A 17,577-nucleotide genomic window follows, 5' to 3' on the forward strand; every position below is an offset into this window, starting at 1 on the left:
GAATCCCCCTGTGCGGCAATCAATCCCAGCTGAGCCCGCCCCGCTTCCACTCGTAGGCGTAGGCCACCGAGACGTTGAAGATGAACAGCGCCATGGCGGCCAGGCCGAACAGGCCCAGCGAGTCGAAGTGCACGGCCCACGGGTAGAGGAAGACGATCTCGATATCGAAGATGATGAAAAGCATGGCGGTCAGGTAGTACTTGACCGGAAAGCGTTGTCCGGCAGGACTTCCGGGCCCGCCGCCGATGGCGTGCGGGGTGGGCTCGATACCGCACTCGTACGGTTCGAGCTTGGCCCGGTTGTAGCGTTTCGGGCCGATCAGCGACGCCAGGAACACGGAGAAGACCGCGAAGGCGGCGGCGACCGCGCCCAGGACAAGCGTGGGTGTTTCGATGTTCACAACAGCACTACCCCTCCTGCGAGCTGGACGACGCGAAATACGGACGCAGCTGCCGACGCACGGGGGCGGATGGACTGATGCGCCTCCCGTGCGCGGTGTGAGCTAGGGCACAGACTACAACTCACGCGACAAGATACATGACGATTCACCACTGCGTTTGATCGAATTCAGAACAGTCTTTTATGACCGAATAGACGCAATCGCCACCGTCACGTGACAGAAACAACTCTCGTAACTCTCAGGGGTTCCACCCCTGAAACCCCAGGTCATCCGGGCCCGCCTCACCCGCTGGGGGTTTCACTTCCGAAACCTGGTCACGCGGGTTCGAATCGCCCGATTGGGGTTTCAGGGGTGAAACCCCTGAACTCTCTTGTTCAACGCCCGCTTCAGGCGGCGGAACGGCTCCGGAGTACGCCGAGGACCGCTTCGGTCAGGCGGATGGGGTCGATGGGGTGGGAGACCGCGGCATCGGCGCGCGACCAGTTCGCCAGCCAGGCGTCGTCCGGGCGACCGGTGATGACGACGATGGGCGGGCAGTCGGCGATTTCGTCCTTGAGTTGCTTCGCCAGGCCGAGTCCGCCGGTGGGTGCGGATTCGCCGTCGAGGATCAGCAGATCGGGCGCATCGGTGTCCATGTGCTCGATGACCACCGGACCGGTGGCGACCTCGAGGTACTCGATGGGCGGTAGATCGGCATGCGGCCGTCTACCCAGCGCCAGCATGATCTGACTGCGGGAATCGGCGTCGTTGCTGTAGACCAGCACCCGCACCGCGGAGGAACGCTTCGCTTCGGCCACGCCCCGCATGGTACGTCCTGACTATGGGTGCAGGTGGCAGCTTCGCGTGAACCCGTGTGCGCGTCGCGTTTTCGCCGGACGCGAGACAAGTCGATCACAATCGATACCCAATTCACGCCCGGTAGCATCCGGAAAATGCGGGGTGACATCGACGAACGGCTCATCGAAACCGACGCCTGGACCGATGAGATGGTGGGGGCGGCCGGGATTCCGGCGATCGATGTGCCGCTGGTGACGGTGGGCGGCGGCCAGGTCCTCGCGGGAATGGAGCGCGAGGCGCAACGGATCGGGTTCGCGCAATCGCTGTACAAGGGGCAGGTGCGCATGGTGCGCAAGCGGCGCGGCGGCGGTTACTACACCATTCTCACCCCACCGGCCGGGGCCACCCGGACCAAGCGAATTGCTTTTCGCAGCACCTATGTTCACATCGCCATCGGCTATCCCGGCCTGCGCCTGCTACCGGATCTCCAGGCGTATCGGGAGAAATACCGCGATCCGGCACGGGTGGTGAATGCCTATGAGCCGCACGAGCACGTTTATCAGGCCCTGCAACGACGTCCCGGAACCGTCATGGTGCGCGGCAGCGGAATAGTTGCCAGCCGGGTGCTGCAACGCCTCATCGACGATCGCGATCGCCTGGGCCTCCATACCCAGATCCTGCATTTGTTCCGGACCTATGTCGCCGGCCCGCACGGGTCGAGTGTTTTCATGCGCAAGGGCGGTGACGGCTGGGCGTATCAGGGCTTCAATTGGCCCAAGGCGACCTGGGGCGGACAGTTGAAGACCCGGTTACGCAAACTCGAAGGCCGGGAACGGGCCGCCCTGCTGAAAACCATGGGCGGCACCAACGCCAGCGTGGTCACCACCATCGACCCGGACCGGTACGCACCCTTGCCTTTCCGGCCGCCGGAGCGCCCCTTCGATACGCACGCCGACTACGTCATCGACTGCACCGGACTGGAAGCCGATATACGCGAGCACCGGCTGCTGGCCGACCTGCTCGCGCACACCGGGGCGCGCCGCAATCCGCTGGAGCGACTCGATGTCGAACCCACCTTCGAGCTCATCGGCGCCCGCAGCGCACCCGGCCGGCTGTACGCTTCGGGCAGCGCCACGCTCGGCGGGTACTACGCGAGCGTCGATTCCTTTCTCGGATTGCAGTACGCCGCATCGGAAATCGCCGACGATCTGGCTGGGCTCGGCTTCTGCCGCAAGTTGCACGCGCTGCGCTCGGTGCACCAATGGTGGCTGTGGATGCTGAACAAGAAGCTTCCGGAATGACCCCGACCCTCAACGGCCGGCTGCAGACCCGGGTGCTGGTGCTCGGCGTGGTCGGGTTTCTCGTGGCTGCGGTCCTGACGCCGCTGTTGCCGAGCGGGGCGTTGTCGCTGGGGCAGGCGTACCGGATGACCTTGTCGATCCTGGCGGCGGTCGTGCTCGCCGGCATCGGGTGGGAACTCCTGTACCACTTCCTGCAGCAATTCCGATGGGAGAAGGACTGGCCAACCCTGTTCGGGCTGGTGACCATCGTGAACGAGGGTCTTCTCATGGGGCTGCTGGTGTACCGGACGACCGTCGTGGTGCCACGGGACCTACGGCCCTCGGCGCTCGCTTTCACGATCGATTTCGTCCTCACCTGGCTGGCGTTCTGGCTGTTCGTCAACGGCCCGATCCGGGTACTGCTGCCACGGTGGCGGTTCAACGGAGGCCGGATCGTATGACGGGGCGGGTGGAGGTGTTGCCCGGCGGGCACCTGGTGGCGTGTGTGGACGGTGTGGTGCTGGTCGTCGCGCATCGGGAGGACGGGCCGGTCGGTCCCGGATCGGAATCGATCGCGGTGCTGGACAAGCTCGGTGAGCTGGTGCAGGAGGCTGCCGCGCGGGAAACGCGCCGCACCGGACGCACTTTCGCGCGGCTGGTCTCGACCTGGCTGATGGGGCGCGAGGACGAGGAGCAGGTCGAGTTCGGTGTGCTCACCCCCGGATCGCGGGCCCTGGCGGTGTTCCTGCACGGCGGGATCACCGCGATCCTGGAAGGGGAGGACGGGCGGGTAGTCCTGCACGGCAGCGATGCGGGTTTCACCGTCGATCGGGTGGTGGATCCCATCCCCGCGCGTGCGGCCGCGGTATTCGTGGATGAGGATCCGGCACGCGACGAGCTGCCGGCGCCGGGCGTGTGGTCGCTGCGCGAAGGCCGGATGCCCGGTTCGGGTGCGGTGCTGTGGCTCGGTGACTCGGATGTATCCGCGGCGAGCAACCCCCGGATCGCGCTTCGCGAACGGCCTGTCAAGGCGAGCGACAACCGCGACGTGAGCGGGCCGAAAAGCCCTGTGGCGGCAGCGAATGCATATCAGCACGCGATGCCATCCGCCTCGGGCGCCGAGGCGCAGGCGACTCCGGCGCGGGTCCGGAGCGGCGTGGTGGTGCGCGGGTTCAAGTGTGCGCGCGGGCATTTGAACGACCCGCGGGTGTCGTTTTGCACCACGTGCGGAATTCGCATGGACCAGTCCACGTGCGTGCTGGTCGAGGGCGCGCGGCCACCGCTGGGCGTACTGCTCCTCGACGACGGCAATTCGTACGTTCTGGACGAGGACCTGGTGATCGGGCGGGAACCGGAACGATCGGAGCGGGTGCGGCGCGGTGCGAAACCGGTACGGCTGGCCGACGTCTCGGGCGGCATGTCCCGGGTGCACGCCGAGATCCGGTTGACCGAATGGGAGGTGACCGTGCTCGATCGCGGTTCGGCCAACGGAACGCACATCAAGCTGCCCGGGCGGGTCGAGTGGGCGCGCGCCGTGCCGGGGCATCCGGTCGCGCTGGAACCGGGCAGTCAGGTGATGCTGGGCGGTCGCGTGTTCACCTTCGATTCCCAGCATCAGTCGCTGTGATGGCACGGTCCGGTGGCGGCCTGCCGGGTCAAGCGGCCTGAACATCCGGATCGGCCGCGCCGGGATCCCGACCTGCTCGGCCTTGCGCCGTACCCAGCGTGTCCGCGCCCCGACGCCCTCGCGTCCGGTTAGGTATCGCCGCGTAATCTTTGCTGTTCACCCGGGGCAAATCGCGCGATCCTGTTAAGCATCGATGGTCCCGAGGGTTGGCGGTGGACATATGCGAATCTCCGAAATCCTGCGCCGGAAAGGCGCCGACGTAGTCACGATCGCACCCGATGCAACGGTGCGCGAACTGCTGAGAGTGCTTGCGGCGCACAATGTGGGCGCGGTCATCGTGTCCCCGGACGGCGGGCTCATCTCCGGGATCGCCTCGGAGCGCGATATCGTCCGGCACCTGCACACCTATGGCGCGGACCTGCTGGACCAGCCGGTTTCGGCGATCATGACCGCGGCCGTGCACACCTGCTCGCCGGAGGACCGGGTCGAAACCCTCAACGCCACCATGACCGAACACCGGGTCCGGCATCTACCGGTGGTGGCCGGCGGGCGCATGGTCGGCATCGTCAGCATCGGCGATGTGGTGAAGAGCCAGATCTCCGAACTGCAGACCGAACGCGAGCATCTGGTCCGCTACCTGCACGGCTGAAAAATGGGGATTGTTCACCGGTCGGACAGCTGAAAGAGTGTTCACCGACGCTTCGGTCGCCCGCATCGCGGATACCTTCGCGCTCGACCTTTGTTCAGCCCGATACCCTGGTGACGGGGCATCGACCCTCGAGAATGTGACTGCTCCACCACATGAGTGCTCCACTGTCGGCGAATCGAATTCCCGAACTGGTGTCCATCATCATCCCCGTGTACAACGGGCTGCCGGATCTCGACGAACAACTCGACGGACTGGCGCACCAGGATTACACCGGCGAATACGAAGTCCTGGTGAGCGATAACGGGTCGAAAGACGGGCTGCGCGAACATATCGAGGGACATCCGCTCACCGCGAAACTGCGATTGCGGTATGTCGACAGTTCCGCCAAACGCGGGGCGCCGTTCGCCCGCAACAATGCGGCCGCCGTCGCCACGGGTGATTTCCTGGCATTCGTGGATCAGGACGATCGGGCGCACGCGGGCTGGCTGAGCGCGATGGTGCGCACCGCCGCCGAGTTCGACGCGGTGAGCGGAGCCATCGAAAGCGACAGCCTCAACGATCGCAGGTCCTCGACCTGGCGTCCGGTGCCGCCGCCGGAGCAGGGCTTCGCCACACATTGGATGCCGTTCGCGAACGGGAACAATACGGCGTACTGGCGCACGGCCTTCGAAAAGATCGGCGGCTACGACGAATCCCTGTTCACCGGCGCGGACGATGTGGACATCTCGTGGCGGTTGCAGCAGTCCGGGCAGAAACTCGGGCACGCGCCCGATGCGATGATCGCCTACCGGCTGCGCCGGAATTTCCGGGACGCGTGGAGCCAGTGCTTCGATTACGGGTACACCTACGCCGAGGTGTGCATGAAGCACCGGCCGCTGGGCTGCCCGCGAATTCCTTTCCGCGCCACGCTGCTTTCGCTGCTGACGGCGGTCGTGTGCAATCCGCTGAATCCGTTCACCCGCAAGATCGTGCCGACCGGATTGTGGATCATGCACACCGCCGGGCTCATCGGGCGCGTGCGGGCCAATATCCGGCACCGCACCTACACCGGTTAGCCGGCGCCGCCGAGGCGGTTCGAAGGTTGTCGGAGCGCCCGATTAACCTTCGAAGCCTTGGGTGTAGCGGCGACGGGTGAGGTGGATGGGCAAGAATCGGCGGCATCGGGAGCGGCAGCGGGCCGCGGCGGGCGATGCGGGGTTCGTGCTCGGCGCATCCGGGCTCGGGGACGATTCGACTGCGGAGCAGGTCGGTCAGGCGATTCTGGCGGGCGCTTTGGCCGTGGCCCGGGGCAATGCGAAGGCGGCACGGCAGTGCGCCGACGATCTGGGCGCGCTGCCCGCGCTGGGTCCGGGCGCGGATTCGGCCGCGCGGCAACTCGTTTCGGCGGTGTTCCGCAACGGGTGGCTGCCGGGCGATATCGATCAGGTGGCGCGCCGCCGGGTGGACGAGTTCGCGCGGAGCTATCTCATCGACGCGATGGCCGCCCACGTACGGCCGTTCCCCGCCGAGACCGTCGACCCGACCTGGCTGGCCCAGCTCGACGAAGCCGAAGCCACGATCTGGTGGTCGGCCGGAGAACCGCACTTCGGACAATGGGCGGGCAAGCAATTGCTGACGCCGGTCGAAGCGCTCACCACCGTGCTCGAAGCGCTCGCCCTGCTCCTGCAACTTCCTGCGATGCCGCTCATCCGCCCCCTGCCCGGCACCGCGAAACCGGAACTGCGCAGCCACCACGCCGTCGACGAGAAGGTGCTCGGCCGAGTGCGTGGTCTGCTCGCCAAAGCCGAATCCACCGCCTTCCCCGAGGAAGCCGAAACCCTCTCGGCCAAAGCCCAAGAGCTGATGACCAGGTACGCCATCGATCAGGTGCTGGTCGACGCCGATCACCGCGCCGTCGATCTGCCCGGCGCCCGCCGCCTCTGGCTCGAAACCCCTTACGTCGATGCCAAAGCGCTGCTCGTGGACGCGGTCGCCAAAGCCAACCGCTCGCGTGTCATCCTGTCCGCCGAATGGGGTTTCGTGGCGATCGTCGGCGATGAAACCGACCTGGACGCAGTCGAACTCCTCACCACCTCGCTGCTGGTGCAGGCAACCCGGGCCATGATCGCCTCCGGCAACGACGACGACCGCAGCACTCAGGCGCGCAGCCGCACCTTCCGCAAATCCTTCCTCATCGCCTATGCCACCCGCATCGGCGAACGCCTGGCCGCCGCCGAACAGGCCACCATCGCGAAATCCGCTGCCCCCGAACGCCTGCTGCCGGTGCTGGCGGCGCGCCGCCAGGACGTGGACAAAGCCTTCGACACGTATTTCCCCGCCGCGAAATCCTCCCGCATCTCCGTCGGCAGCGCCGAAGGCTGGCAGGCCGGGCGCGATGCCGCCGACCGCGCTCAGCTCGCCGCGCACCGCGCGATCGGCGACACCCGGTAGGGGACTACTCGTCGAGCGCGTCGATAAGCGTCAGCAGCGCCGATCGCAGTGCGGCCCGCTGCTCCGGATCGAGGCGTTCCATCGCGACCGCGAAGCGTTGAATGCGGGCCGAGGTCAAGCCGCTCACCAGGTCGTGGGCCGATCCGGTCACCGAAAGCAGTTGGGCGCGGCCGTCTTCCGGATCGGCGTCGCGGGAGACGTAGCCGGCCTTCTCCAGACCGGTGATCATGCGGGACATGGTGGGCGCGCTGACCCGTTCCACCTGCGCGAGATCGCTCAAGCGCATGGGACCCGAACGGGCCAGCGTGGCCAGGGCGGAGGCCGAGCCGGGGCTCAGCGCGCCCAGATCCCCGGAGTGGCGCAGGAGCCGGATGGTGCGGCCGATCGCGTGGTAGAGATCGGCGGCTTCGGTGAGCTGCTCGGTGTCGGCGACACTCGCGGACTCGGTCAGCACATCCTCCTGCGTCATGGGGTCAGATTCCCGCGCGGTCGGCTTCGCGGAGTTCGGTGGCCTCGTCGAGAACCTTCGGAGTACCGGCGAACCACGACGCCACCGCGCCGATCAGCATCATAAGGGCCGCGCCGAGGAACACGACCACCAGGCCGGAATGGAACGGACCGGAGATCAGGTTCGGGAAGAACTCGCGTCCGGTGAGCACATCGGCGTGCACGCCCGGCTGGTTCAGCACGCCGCTGTGCCCCAGCAGTTCCTCGATCGGGTTGTAGCCGAGGAAGGCGGCGAACAGGCTGCCCACCGGAGGCAGATCCGCGACCTGGCCGGCGACCTGGGCGGGGACGCCCTGGGCCTGCAGGCCCGAGTTCATGGCGTCCGGCAGCGGACCGGACAGGCCGATGATCATGAGCGAGAAGAAGATTCCCATGGACAGCGCCATACCGCCGTTGAACAGGGTGCCGCGCATGCCCGAGGCGACGCCGCGCTGGGACGCCGGGACGCTGTTCATCACCTCGGCGGTATTGGGGGAGGCGAACATGCCCGAGCCCAGGCCGTTGAGCAGGATGATGGCGGCGAACGCCCAGTAGTTGAAGTCGGCCGGAATCACCACCAGCAGAACGAAAGTCGCCGCGGTGATGACCATGCCGAGGGTGGCGAACAGGCGGGTGCCGTACTTGTCCGACAGCCAGCCCGACACCGGTCCGGCGGCCAGGAAGCCGATGGTCAACGGCAGCAGGTAGATACCGGCCCACAGCGGCGTGGCCTCGTAGTCGTATCCGTGCAGCGGCAGCCAGATGCCCTGCAGCCACACGATCAGCATGAACTGCAGGCCGCCGCGGCCGATCGAGGACATGAGGCCGGCCAGATTGCCGAACGCGAACGCCCGGTTCTTGAACAGCGACAGCTGGAACATGGGCTGGGCGACCTTGGTTTCGATCCAGCAGAACAGCACCAGCAGCGCCAGCCCGCCGGCCACGGCGCCGATCACCCACGGGTTGCCCCAGCCGGTGGCCGAATCACCGTACGGCTGAATGCCGTACGTGATGCCCGTCAGCAGCGCGGTGAGTCCCAGCGCGAACGTGACCGTGCCGGGCAGGTCGAGTGATCCCGGCGTCCGTGCCCCGAAGTCGTGCAGCGACCGGTAGGACCACACGGTGCCCAGAATGCCGAACGGCACGCTCACCCAGAAGACGGCCTTCCAATCCCACTCCGACAGCACGCCGCCGATCACCAGGCCCAGGAACGAACCGGCCACCGCCGCAACCTGATTGATGCCCAGTGCGAATCCGCGCTGCTGCACCGGGAACGCGTCGGTCAGGATCGCCGTGGCGTTGGCCATCAGCATGGCGCCGCCCACGCCTTGGATCACGCGCCACACGATCAGCCACATGGCGCCTCCGCCGTGCGTGAACGGATCGAACGACAACGCGATCGCCGACACCGTGAACACCACGAACCCGAGGTTGTAGATCCGCACCCGCCCGAACATGTCGCCCAGCCGCCCGAACAGCACCACCAGTACCGCCGACGCCAGCAGGAATCCCATGAGCAGCCACAGCAGATAGCTCACGTTCCCCGGCTCGAGCGGATTCAGCCCGATCCCGTGGAAGATGGCCGGCAGCGAAATGATCACGATCGAGGAGTTGATGGTCACCATCAACATCCCCAGCGTCGTGTTCGACAACGCCACCCACTTGTAATGCGGATGATCCCGGTCGACCCGAAGCCGCCGTCGAATGGTCTTCACATCATCGGCGTCCAAGCCGGTGGTGGGAGCCGTAGCCATCTGAGCCTCCCCAGGAGTCGAACAGTGCGAACAGCGTCCCAATATAGTTGCATTACGCTAACTAACGAAATCCGGCGGTCGGTTCGCCTGGTCAACCCATCGAAACCGGCGTCTGGCTCCTGCTTCCGAGGCGCGCCACAATACGTCCGGGAGGGAACAGGCCATGTTGAGAAGATCCGCCATCTACACCGATCCGCCTACTGAACTCACCCCGGGCCAACTGCATGCAGCACTCGCGAAAGCCCGGCGAGCGGCGCGCGAATCCCGGCGATCCTTCCGGACCGCCCGCGGCCAATACCGCCGTTATCGCGCGGCGGCGGGCGCGATCTATCTGGACTGGCCGCGCTGGCACACCGAATATCTCCGCGAGTACCGCATCGGACACAACTGGATCGGCCCCGACCCCGGGAACCACATCGGCGGTTGATTGCCCACCCCGAGCGGATTCATGGCTCGGGGTGGGGAGTTGCTCAGCTGAGGCGGACTTCGGCGGTGGCGAGGCCGAAGATCTTGCGGCCGCCGGACTTCGCGGTGATGACGAGGACGGCGGTCTTGGTTTCGGGGTCGAGGGATTTCACGCGGGCGGTGAACTCCACGGTCCCGGCGGATTCGGCTTCGATGATGGTGTAGTTGGAGAGGCGGACGTTGTAGCGCAGGAGGGCGCCGGGATCGCCCAGCCAATCGGTGACGAAGCCGGCGCCCAGGGCCATGGTGAGCATGCCGTGGGCGATCACGTCGGGGAGACCGGCTTTGGCGGCGATGGCCCCGTCCCAGTGGATGGGGTTGGCGTCGCCTGCCACGCCGGCGTAGTTGACCAGGTCGCCGCGGGTGAGGCGGGCGGTGCGGGGCGGGAGTTCGGTTCCTACCGAGAGCTTTTCGAAGTCGACGGCGGTGCGGGGGAGGCGGTCGCGGCTCGCGGTGGAGTGGGGGCCGTAGTCCGGGGTGGAGGGAGCGGCCGGATCGGTCACGGCGGTGCGTTCGATGCCGTGCATGATCACGCGCTCGATGGCGGGGGTGATGTCGGCGTCGACGTCTTCGGCGGTGAGACCGAGGACGGTGGTGTGCATGATCTGGACGATTTCGCCGGATTGGGCGGTGAAGGTATTGGTGACGGTCAGCAGGTCGCGGCCGGCGACGGTGCGCACCGCGGTCAGTTCGACGTCGCTGGTGACGCGGTCACCGGTGACGACCGGCTGATACATCTCGAAGACCTGGTCGGTCTGGACGTACACGCCGTATCCGGTGATGACGGATTCGAAGAGGCGGCGGTTGGCCAGCATGGCGACAATCGAGAAGAACGTGGTCGGGGCGACCAGTCCGTCATAGCCGAGTTCGTTCGCGGCGGCCTCGCTCCAGTGCGCGGGATGGAAGTCCTGCACGGCACGGGCGTATTCGCGGATCTTCTCGCGACCCACCTCGTAGTAGTCGTCGAGGCGATAGTGGTGCCCGACCAGCGCGGCCGTATCGAACGTCGCTTCCACCAAGGTGCTCCTAACTTCACATTCCCCCGGCATCGCCCGAAAATTTCTCCGGAAATCTCCGGACGATGTGTCGAGATCCGGTCGGCGGCTCCGACCTTGGGCTGACAGTAGTTCAAACCCCTTGCCCAGGAGATCATCATGACCACCCTGAACACCTTCATCTGGTTCGAGCAGTCCGCCGAGGAAGCCGCCGAGTTCTACGTCGCGACCGTCCCCGGATCCAAGATCCACGAGGTCACCCGCAACGCCGACGGTTCCGCCTTCATCGTCACCCTCGACCTCGCCGGCCACGCCGTCACCATCATGAACGGCGGCCCCGACCACCCCCTCACCGACGCCATCTCCCTCCAGGTGGTCGTCGACACCCAGGAAGAGATCGACCACCTGTGGGCAGCCCTCACCGACGGCGGCGCCCCCGGCCCCTGCGGCTGGCTCACCGACCGCTACGGCCTGAGCTGGCAGGTCGCCCCCGCCGCCATGCCGACCCTGATGAGCGGCACCCCCGAACAGGCCCTCGCCGTCGCCATGTCCCTCCGCGCCATGTCCAAGATCGACCTCAAAGTCCTCCAGGACGCCTACGACCGCGCCTGATCCGCACCCCTACCCGCATTGCCGCCCATGTGAGTCATCGCATGGGCGGCGATGAAGGTGTGTAAGCGGGATACCGCGGGTGTCGGGCGATGCGTGCCGGAAACCAGTCCGATGCTGCGGATGGGCGGGTTCCGCAGGGTCACCGGGTGCAGCTCAGGGTGCGGCGTCTCCGGTGCAGGGAGCAGCGCGATGCCCAGGCCGTGGCCGACCAATGCGCGCAGGGTATCGAATTCGGTGATCTCGAACGCGACGACCGGGGTGAATCCCGCTTCGGCGCACCGGGAATCGAGCAGCCGGCGCAAGTGATAGCTGGGTGGGTTGGCGATGAATCGTTCCTCGGCCAACTCGGCCAGGTCCACGGATTCCCGTCCGGCCAGCCGGTGCCGGCGAGCGACGTACAGCTGAATGGGCTGATACCCCAAGACCGTCGAGGGCAGATCGTCGGGCGCCGGAATCATCACGGCAAGGTCCAAGCGACCGGTCCGTATCTGTTCCGCGAGTGCCTCCCCGTGCGCCTGCACCAAATGCAATCTGATTCGCGGCGCGCTCCTGTGGAAGTCCGCCAGCAGCGCCGGCACACTGACCGGCCCGAGACTGAGCGGAAATCCGAACCGCACCAGACCCGTTTCGGGATCGGCGTTCCCACGCACCACATTGACCGCATCGTCCAGGCCACGCACCAGCTCCCGGGTCCGTTCGAACAACTCGCGCCCCGCGGGCGTGAGCGTGATTCCACGACCGACCGGTTGGAAAAGCTGAATCCCAACCGCCTTCTCGACCGCCTTCAGCCTGCGGCTCAAAGATGACTGCGGCACGCCCAGTACCTGCGCCGCCCGTGTGACGTGCCCCTCACCGGCTGCGGTATCGAAGGCCGCGAGCAGCGGCGCGAGCGCCTCCAACTGCGCATACGGCGACTGATCCATATTCGGATCGTATTGGCTCGCAATCGATATTGGACGGATGAATCTGCCCGGTGTGACGATTCCCGCAGTACCAGAGCGGGAGGCGTCAAATGGCAGCACAGGCAATGGAATCCCTTGCGGCTCCGGAGGTTCTGGATGTCGCACTGATCGGCGGCGGCATCATGTCCGCGACGTTGGGCGCGATGTTCGCACGCCTGCAACCGGACTGGTCGATAACGCTGTTCGAGCGCCTCGATCACCTGGCCGCGGAGAGTTCCGATCCCTGGAACAACGCAGGTACCGGGCATTCGGGATTCTGCGAGCTGAACTACATGCCCGACCCGGACGATCCGGCCAGGGCCGCGGAGATCGCCCGGCAGTTCCGGCTGTCGCGGGAATTCTGGAACACGCTCGGGAACCAGGATTTCGTGACTCCGACCCCGCACCTCGATGTCGTCTTCGGCGCGCGGGATGTGGATTACCTGCGGGCCCGATACAAAACCATGACGGCGCTGCCCGCGTTCGAGGCGATGGAGTTCACCGAGGATCCCGAGCAGATCGCGCAATGGGCGCCGCTGCTGATGGATGGCCGCGAACCCGGCGAGCCAATGGCGGCAACCCGCTTCGAGGGCGGCACCGACGTGGATTTCGGTGCGCTCACCCGGCTACTCGTGGACGGCATGAAGACCACGGGCACACAGGTCCACCTCGGCCAAGAGGTGATCAAGCTCCGCAAGGAGGCCGACGTCTGGTCGCTCACCGTACGCGACCGAACGACCAAGCGCCGACATACCGTGCGAGCACGTTTCGTCTTCGTCGGGGCGGGCGGCTACTCCCTGAAACTGCTGCAACGGGCCGGGATTCGGGAAGTGGACGGTTACGCGGTCTTCCCATTCGGCGCACAGTTCCTGCGCACCGACAATCCAGACGTGGTCGCCCGTCACCAGGCGAAGGTGTACAGCCAAGCCGCGCTGGGCGCACCGCCGATGTCCGTCCCGCACCTGGACAAACGACTGGTCGACGGCACCGAATCACTGCTGTTCGGCCCGTACGCGACCTTCAGCACCAGGCTCCTCAAGCACGGCCGCCTCATCGACCTGTTCACCACCATCCGCCTCCGCAATATCGCGGTTCTGCTGGCCGCCGGCCTTCAGAATCTGTCCCTGGTGGTCTATCTGCTGAGTCAGCTCGTCGCCACTCGCCGCCGCAAATTCGCGGAGCTGCAACGTTTCTACCCCTCCGCCGCCCCTGCGGACTGGACCCTGATCCAGGCCGGCCAGCGCGCCCAGGTCGTCAAACCGCACCCGGGCAAGGTCGGCGAGCTGACCTTCGGCACCGAACTGGTCACCGCCGCGGACGGCAGTATCGCCGGTCTGCTCGGTGCATCTCCCGGAGCGTCGACGGCTCCGGCGATCATGGCCGACCTGTTGGGCCGGTGCTTCCCCGCCCGCTACCCCGAGTGGGAACCGGCTCTCCGGGGCCTCATGCCCACGCTGCCACCCTCTAATGTCGAGTTGTGAGCTTCGAAGAAATGAGCAGGTTTCATCCGGTGGTGGATGTGCGGCCCGCCGATGAGCCCTGGCCTGAAATGGTTTGGCCGATTCCTGACGGCACGGAGCTCGTGGGGACCACGGTGGTGCTGACGCCGTTGGATCCGGCGAAGGATGCCGACGGGCTGTTTGATGCGCTCGACCATGATGATGTCTGGGCGCACGTGCCTTGGCGGCCGGCCGGGCCGGAGGAGTTCCGGGCGCATCTCGAAGCTCGGTGTGCGTTGCCGGATTGGCAGCTTTGGACTGTGCGGCTGCGGCGGGTGGTGGCGGGGATCGAAGCGGATCGCGTGGTGGGGGTTTCCGCGTATCTCGGAGTTTCGGCGCGGGATGCTGCGCTGGAGATCGGGTTCACGCTTTATGACCCGGCGGTGTGGGCTACGAGTGTCAATCCTGAGGCCAAGCTGCTGCTTCTCGAGCATGCGTTCGAGAAGTTGAATGTCGGGCGGGTGCAGTTGAAGACCGATGTGCGCAATCGTCGGTCGCAGCAGGCGATCGCGCGACTGGGTGCGCAGTACGAGGGGGTGTTGCGGCGCAACTTCCGGCGGTCGGACGGCACGATTCGGGACAGTGTGTTGTTCTCGATCATCGCCGAGGATTGGCCGGTGGTAAGGGCGCGGTTGACCGAACGGCTTGCGGGGCAATGACAGTGCGGGGGGTCAGCACGTTGTGGCCGGCGGGCGAGGCGGAGGGGAAGTGCGCGGCGGTGGTGACCATCGCGGATCTGAAGCTTGATCATCGGATCTTTGCCGCTGACCCGGATGAACCGAATCCGATCTGGCGGCAGCCGGTGCGCGAGGTGGCGACCGTCGCGTATCGGCACGAGGTGTTTCGGGATCTCGAGGACGAGCGGATTCGTGCGGCGTTCGAGGCATTCGGGGGCGGAATGTATTCGGTGCGAAGACATTCCGGTCAGGGCCGGAAACTGGAACAGCGGGATCGATGGCAGCTCGATGCCGAGGAGGTGTACTGCCGCACGGTATCGGAGCTCGCGGAGTCGCTGCGCGTGCTGCCGGTGCGGTCGCGGGCGCTGTGCCGGTTGCGGGATCAGCTCGCGGAATACATCGCGGGGGACTGGTTCCGCAGCCTGGTCGGCGACCGCGCGGAAGTGCATGCGGCGCTGGACGAGATCCGATACACCGTTCAGGTGAACGGCCGCAAAGTGGTGGTCGATCGTTACCGTGGCCAGCCGGACTACACCGAGACTTTGGCCGCCGCCTTCGCCCGATTCCGGCCCGGCGATACGGAAGGACCGGAACCCGTGGTCGATCCGTGGCCGGACATGAACGAGGTCGAGGAACAGCTCATCGCCGCCGTCACCGAACAGTTTCCGGACGTGTTCGAAAGACTTGCGCGGCATGCGCGGCGGTTTCGGGACTTCGTCGATCCGATGCTCAAGCGGGTCGATGCCGAAATGCGTTTCTACCTGGGCTATTCGCGATTCGTGCGCGGACTCGGCGAGCGCGGGCTGACCTTCTGCTATCCGGAGGTCACCGAACGGTTCGACGGCATCGTCGCCGAGGGCGCGTTCGATGTGATGCTCGCGCGGGCGCGTCACGGGGATCCGGCGGCGGTGGTGGTGCGCAATGACATTCGACTCGACGATCCCGAACGCCTGATCGTGGTGACCGGCCCGAACCAGGGCGGGAAGAGCACCTTCGCGCGCATGGTCGGCCAGCTCGCCTACCTCACCGCCCTGGGTTGTCCCGTGCCGGGAACCCGTGCCCGAATGCTGCTGCCGGACAAGGTGTTCACCCACTTCGTGCACGAGGACGATATCGCCGACGCCGGTGGCGCGCTGGCGCAGGAGCTCGCCCGGATGCGGGAGATCCTGGACGCGGTCACCGACCGCAGCGTGGTGGTGATGAACGAGAGCTTCAGCACCACCACGGCCGCCGACGCGGTTTCCATCGGCGGTGAAGTGGTGCGCAGACTCATCGATCAGGGCGCGACGGGGGTGTACGTGACGTTCCTGGAGGAGCTCGCCGGCTTCGGTCCGGAGGTGGTGAGCATGGTGGCGGGCGTGGATTCGGACGCCGACGCCACCCGGACCTTCCGGATCGAACGCCGCCCACCGGACGGTCTGGCCTACGCCGCGGCGGTCGCGCACCGGCACGGGCTGACCTACGACGCCATCCGGGAGCGCGTGCGATGATCCCGATCGGACTGCTCCAACCGCCCGGACAGCGAGTGCCGGTCGCGCGCAATGGCGATGCGGTGGCCGAGGATCTGGGTCTCGCGGACCTCTACACGGCGATGGCGGCCGGTGACGACTTCATCGCCGAGGTGGCGAAAGCCGTTGTCCCGGTGAGCCTCACCGATCCCGACATCATTCGCTACCGCCAGCAGGTGCTGGCCGACTTCTGCGCCGATCCCGCACTGCTGCACGAGCTGTACGCCGTGGCCACCGAGGCCACGACCGTGCGCCGCTGGACGGTCATGGCGCTGCAATCGCTCGAAGGACTGGTCGGCCTGCTGCGGCGACTGCGGCAGATCTGCGAGAAGCACCCCGCCGGCACCTCGGCGGGACTGCGCCGCTTCCGCGAAATCCTCGCCACCCAGCTGGACGACGACTACCTCGCGGTTCTCGAAAAGCACCTGGCCGCACTGTATTTCGAACACGGCATGCTGTTCAGTGCCGCCCTCGGCACCGGCAACAAGATCGACCATGTGATCCTGCACGAACCCCCGGCGGCGGCCAAGCGATCACTGTTCGGCACTCGCGGCGGCAGCACCTTCACCGCGTTCGAGAACTTCGAATTCCATGACGGCGATCCCCTGAAGATCGTCACCGCCCCCGCGCTCGCCATCGTCAAGGCGGTGGTCGGCCGGGTCGCCGAGAACGTACAGGGCTTCTTCCACCAGCTCCGCACCGAATTGGCCTTCTATCTGGGTTGCGTGAACCTGCGCGACCGGCTGACCCGCACCGGTGTCCCGACGTGCTTCCCGACCCCCGCGCCCCTCGGCCACCCGATCCTGTCGGCCACCGACCTGCGCGACCCGATTCTGACACTGGGCGGCACCGACGTCATCGGTACCGATATCGACGCCGCCGCAATCACTTTCACGGTGGTGACCGGAGCCAACAGTGGCGGCAAATCCACCTTCCTGCGCGCGGTCGGCTGCGCCCGGCTGATGCTGCAGGCCGGCATGTTCGTCACCGCCCGCACCTGCACCGCCGATCTCCGCGACGGCCTGTTCACCCATTTCGTGCGCGCCGAGGACCCGGCCATGCGCCACGGCCGCCTCGACGAGGAGCTGGCCCGCCTGCGCGCACTCACCGACCAGCTCCGCCCGCACGGCATCCTGCTCTGCAACGAGCCGTTCGCCTCCACCAATGACCGCGATGCCGCCGCCATCGCCGACCCGATCCTGTCAGCGCTGCTCGATGCCGGCGTGCAGATCGTGCTGGTCACCCACCTGCACGAGTTCGCCCGGCAGCGCTACACCGCCGGACACCCGACGGACCTGTTCCTGCGCGCCGGACGCGATCCCAGCGGACGGCGCACCTACCGGCTGACGCCCGGCGCTCCCGAGGCGACCAGTCACGGGGCCGACATCTTCGCCCAGGTCTTCGGGTACGCGCCGGGCGCGAATCCACCACGCGGACAGGATCAGTAGCCACACGCTCCACAGGACGTACCCGGCGA

18 protein-coding genes are annotated in these 17,577 nt (G+C 66.6%); 12 read left to right on the forward strand and 6 right to left on the reverse strand.

Going from position 1 to position 17,577, the window contains the following annotated elements; translation table 11 throughout:
- Positions 1 to 19: 19 nt before the first annotated feature.
- Complete coding sequence (locus NY1_RS04605) at positions 20 to 400, reverse strand: NADH-quinone oxidoreductase subunit A (RefSeq protein ID WP_067708689.1); 381 nt, start codon at positions 398 to 400, stop codon at positions 20 to 22.
- Positions 401 to 786: 386 nt separating this feature from the next.
- Positions 787 to 1,206, reverse strand: coding sequence for an Rv3143 family two-component system response regulator (locus tag NY1_RS04610; protein ID WP_067708692.1), 420 nt, complete (start codon positions 1,204 to 1,206; stop codon positions 787 to 789).
- Between the two features lie 126 nt (positions 1,207 to 1,332).
- On the opposite strand from NY1_RS04610, the gene NY1_RS04615 reads away from it, so the two are divergent.
- From NY1_RS04615 to NY1_RS04640, 6 genes are all read left to right on the forward strand, one after another.
- Entirely contained in the window at positions 1,333 to 2,478 is a 1,146-nt protein-coding gene (locus tag NY1_RS04615; RefSeq protein ID WP_067708695.1) for a hypothetical protein, read from the forward strand.
- Positions 2,475 to 2,918: a hypothetical protein gene (locus tag NY1_RS04620; RefSeq protein WP_067708696.1), complete on the forward strand. Its 444-nt coding sequence runs from the start codon at positions 2,475 to 2,477 to the stop codon at positions 2,916 to 2,918. The genes NY1_RS04615 and NY1_RS04620 overlap by 4 nt, the downstream gene beginning before the upstream one ends.
- Positions 2,915 to 4,084 carry an FHA domain-containing protein gene (locus NY1_RS04625; RefSeq protein WP_067708698.1) on the forward strand — a complete coding sequence of 390 codons (1,170 nt, stop codon included), beginning with the start codon at positions 2,915 to 2,917 and terminating at the stop codon, positions 4,082 to 4,084. The genes NY1_RS04620 and NY1_RS04625 overlap by 4 nt, the downstream gene beginning before the upstream one ends.
- A gap of 220 nt (positions 4,085 to 4,304) precedes the next feature.
- Positions 4,305 to 4,733, forward strand: a complete 429-nt coding sequence (locus tag NY1_RS04630) for a CBS domain-containing protein (RefSeq protein WP_067708701.1) — start codon at positions 4,305 to 4,307, stop codon at positions 4,731 to 4,733.
- Between the two features lie 152 nt (positions 4,734 to 4,885).
- Positions 4,886 to 5,788: a glycosyltransferase family 2 protein gene (locus tag NY1_RS04635; protein WP_067708703.1), complete on the forward strand. Its 903-nt coding sequence runs from the start codon at positions 4,886 to 4,888 to the stop codon at positions 5,786 to 5,788.
- An 85-nt stretch (positions 5,789 to 5,873) separates the two neighbouring features.
- Positions 5,874 to 7,163 (forward strand): DUF2786 domain-containing protein, encoded by a 1,290-nt coding sequence (locus NY1_RS04640; protein ID WP_067708706.1) that lies wholly within the window; start codon positions 5,874 to 5,876, stop codon positions 7,161 to 7,163.
- Between the two features lie 4 nt (positions 7,164 to 7,167).
- Here the strand turns inward: NY1_RS04640 and NY1_RS04645 are convergent, their stop codons facing one another.
- Both NY1_RS04645 and NY1_RS04650 read right to left on the reverse strand, forming a co-directional pair.
- Positions 7,168 to 7,632, reverse strand: a complete 465-nt coding sequence (locus NY1_RS04645) for a MarR family winged helix-turn-helix transcriptional regulator (protein ID WP_067708709.1) — start codon at positions 7,630 to 7,632, stop codon at positions 7,168 to 7,170.
- Between the two features lie 4 nt (positions 7,633 to 7,636).
- Positions 7,637 to 9,403: an MFS transporter gene (locus NY1_RS04650; RefSeq protein WP_067708712.1), complete on the reverse strand. Its 1,767-nt coding sequence runs from the start codon at positions 9,401 to 9,403 to the stop codon at positions 7,637 to 7,639.
- Positions 9,404 to 9,566: 163 nt separating this feature from the next.
- Between NY1_RS04650 and NY1_RS04655 the strand changes: the two genes are divergently transcribed.
- On the forward strand, positions 9,567 to 9,830 hold the full coding sequence (locus NY1_RS04655) for a hypothetical protein (RefSeq protein ID WP_067708714.1): 264 nt from the start codon (positions 9,567 to 9,569) through the stop codon (positions 9,828 to 9,830).
- Between the two features lie 43 nt (positions 9,831 to 9,873).
- Here NY1_RS04655 and NY1_RS04660 read toward each other — a convergent pair whose 3' ends face one another.
- A complete protein-coding gene (locus NY1_RS04660; protein WP_067708717.1) occupies positions 9,874 to 10,884 on the reverse strand; it encodes a fused (3R)-hydroxyacyl-ACP dehydratase subunits HadA/HadB in 1,011 nt (336 codons plus the stop codon).
- Between the two features lie 138 nt (positions 10,885 to 11,022).
- Between NY1_RS04660 and NY1_RS04665 the strand changes: the two genes are divergently transcribed.
- Positions 11,023 to 11,475, forward strand: coding sequence for a VOC family protein (locus NY1_RS04665; protein ID WP_067708720.1), 453 nt, complete (start codon positions 11,023 to 11,025; stop codon positions 11,473 to 11,475).
- On the opposite strand, the gene NY1_RS04670 is transcribed toward NY1_RS04665, so the two are convergent.
- Positions 11,460 to 12,398, reverse strand: coding sequence for a LysR substrate-binding domain-containing protein (locus tag NY1_RS04670; RefSeq protein ID WP_067708723.1), 939 nt, complete (start codon positions 12,396 to 12,398; stop codon positions 11,460 to 11,462). The two genes, NY1_RS04665 and NY1_RS04670, sit on opposite strands and share 16 nt — an antisense overlap.
- An 89-nt stretch (positions 12,399 to 12,487) precedes the next feature.
- Between NY1_RS04670 and mqo the strand changes: the two genes are divergently transcribed.
- From mqo to NY1_RS44135, 4 genes are read left to right on the forward strand one after another with little or no spacing between them, the layout of a single operon-like run.
- The gene (gene mqo / locus NY1_RS04675) at positions 12,488 to 13,897 is read left to right on the forward strand and encodes a malate dehydrogenase (quinone) (RefSeq protein ID WP_067708725.1); all 1,410 of its coding nucleotides are present in this window, start codon (positions 12,488 to 12,490) and stop codon (positions 13,895 to 13,897) included.
- Positions 13,894 to 14,574: a GNAT family N-acetyltransferase gene (locus NY1_RS04680; RefSeq protein WP_233434203.1), complete on the forward strand. Its 681-nt coding sequence runs from the start codon at positions 13,894 to 13,896 to the stop codon at positions 14,572 to 14,574. The genes mqo and NY1_RS04680 overlap by 4 nt, the downstream gene beginning before the upstream one ends.
- Positions 14,571 to 16,082 carry a MutS-related protein gene (locus tag NY1_RS04685; RefSeq protein ID WP_084534644.1) on the forward strand — a complete coding sequence of 504 codons (1,512 nt, stop codon included), beginning with the start codon at positions 14,571 to 14,573 and terminating at the stop codon, positions 16,080 to 16,082. Before NY1_RS04680 ends, NY1_RS04685 begins: the two co-directional genes overlap by 4 nt.
- Entirely contained in the window at positions 16,079 to 17,548 is a 1,470-nt protein-coding gene (locus NY1_RS44135) for a MutS-related protein (RefSeq protein ID WP_084534645.1), read from the forward strand. The genes NY1_RS04685 and NY1_RS44135 overlap by 4 nt, the downstream gene beginning before the upstream one ends.
- Positions 17,549 to 17,577: the final 29 nt, after the last annotated feature.

Source organism: Nocardia yamanashiensis NBRC 100130, from assembly GCF_001613325.1.
Lineage (GTDB): Bacteria > Actinomycetota > Actinomycetes > Mycobacteriales > Mycobacteriaceae > Nocardia > Nocardia yamanashiensis.

Bases quoted from the DNA above. Each gene is read 5' to 3' on its own strand.
- NY1_RS04610 (WP_067708692.1), bottom strand. From the start codon at position 1,206: ATGCGGGGCGTGGCCGAAGCGAAGCGTTCCTCCGCGGTGCGGGTGCTG.
- NY1_RS04615 (WP_067708695.1), top strand. From the start codon at position 1,333: ATGCGGGGTGACATCGACGAACGGCTCATCGAAACCGACGCCTGGACC.
- NY1_RS04620 (WP_067708696.1), top strand. From the start codon at position 2,475: ATGACCCCGACCCTCAACGGCCGGCTGCAGACCCGGGTGCTGGTGCTC.
- NY1_RS04625 (WP_067708698.1), top strand. From the start codon at position 2,915: ATGACGGGGCGGGTGGAGGTGTTGCCCGGCGGGCACCTGGTGGCGTGT.
- NY1_RS04630 (WP_067708701.1), top strand. From the start codon at position 4,305: ATGCGAATCTCCGAAATCCTGCGCCGGAAAGGCGCCGACGTAGTCACG.
- NY1_RS04635 (WP_067708703.1), top strand. From the start codon at position 4,886: ATGAGTGCTCCACTGTCGGCGAATCGAATTCCCGAACTGGTGTCCATC.
- NY1_RS04640 (WP_067708706.1), top strand. From the start codon at position 5,874: ATGGGCAAGAATCGGCGGCATCGGGAGCGGCAGCGGGCCGCGGCGGGC.
- NY1_RS04645 (WP_067708709.1), bottom strand. From the start codon at position 7,632: ATGACGCAGGAGGATGTGCTGACCGAGTCCGCGAGTGTCGCCGACACC.
- NY1_RS04650 (WP_067708712.1), bottom strand. From the start codon at position 9,403: ATGGCTACGGCTCCCACCACCGGCTTGGACGCCGATGATGTGAAGACC.
- NY1_RS04655 (WP_067708714.1), top strand. From the start codon at position 9,567: ATGTTGAGAAGATCCGCCATCTACACCGATCCGCCTACTGAACTCACC.
- NY1_RS04665 (WP_067708720.1), top strand. From the start codon at position 11,023: ATGACCACCCTGAACACCTTCATCTGGTTCGAGCAGTCCGCCGAGGAA.
- NY1_RS04670 (WP_067708723.1), bottom strand. From the start codon at position 12,398: ATGGATCAGTCGCCGTATGCGCAGTTGGAGGCGCTCGCGCCGCTGCTC.
- mqo (WP_067708725.1), top strand. From the start codon at position 12,488: ATGGCAGCACAGGCAATGGAATCCCTTGCGGCTCCGGAGGTTCTGGAT.
- NY1_RS04685 (WP_084534644.1), top strand. From the start codon at position 14,571: ATGACAGTGCGGGGGGTCAGCACGTTGTGGCCGGCGGGCGAGGCGGAG.
- NY1_RS44135 (WP_084534645.1), top strand. From the start codon at position 16,079: ATGATCCCGATCGGACTGCTCCAACCGCCCGGACAGCGAGTGCCGGTC.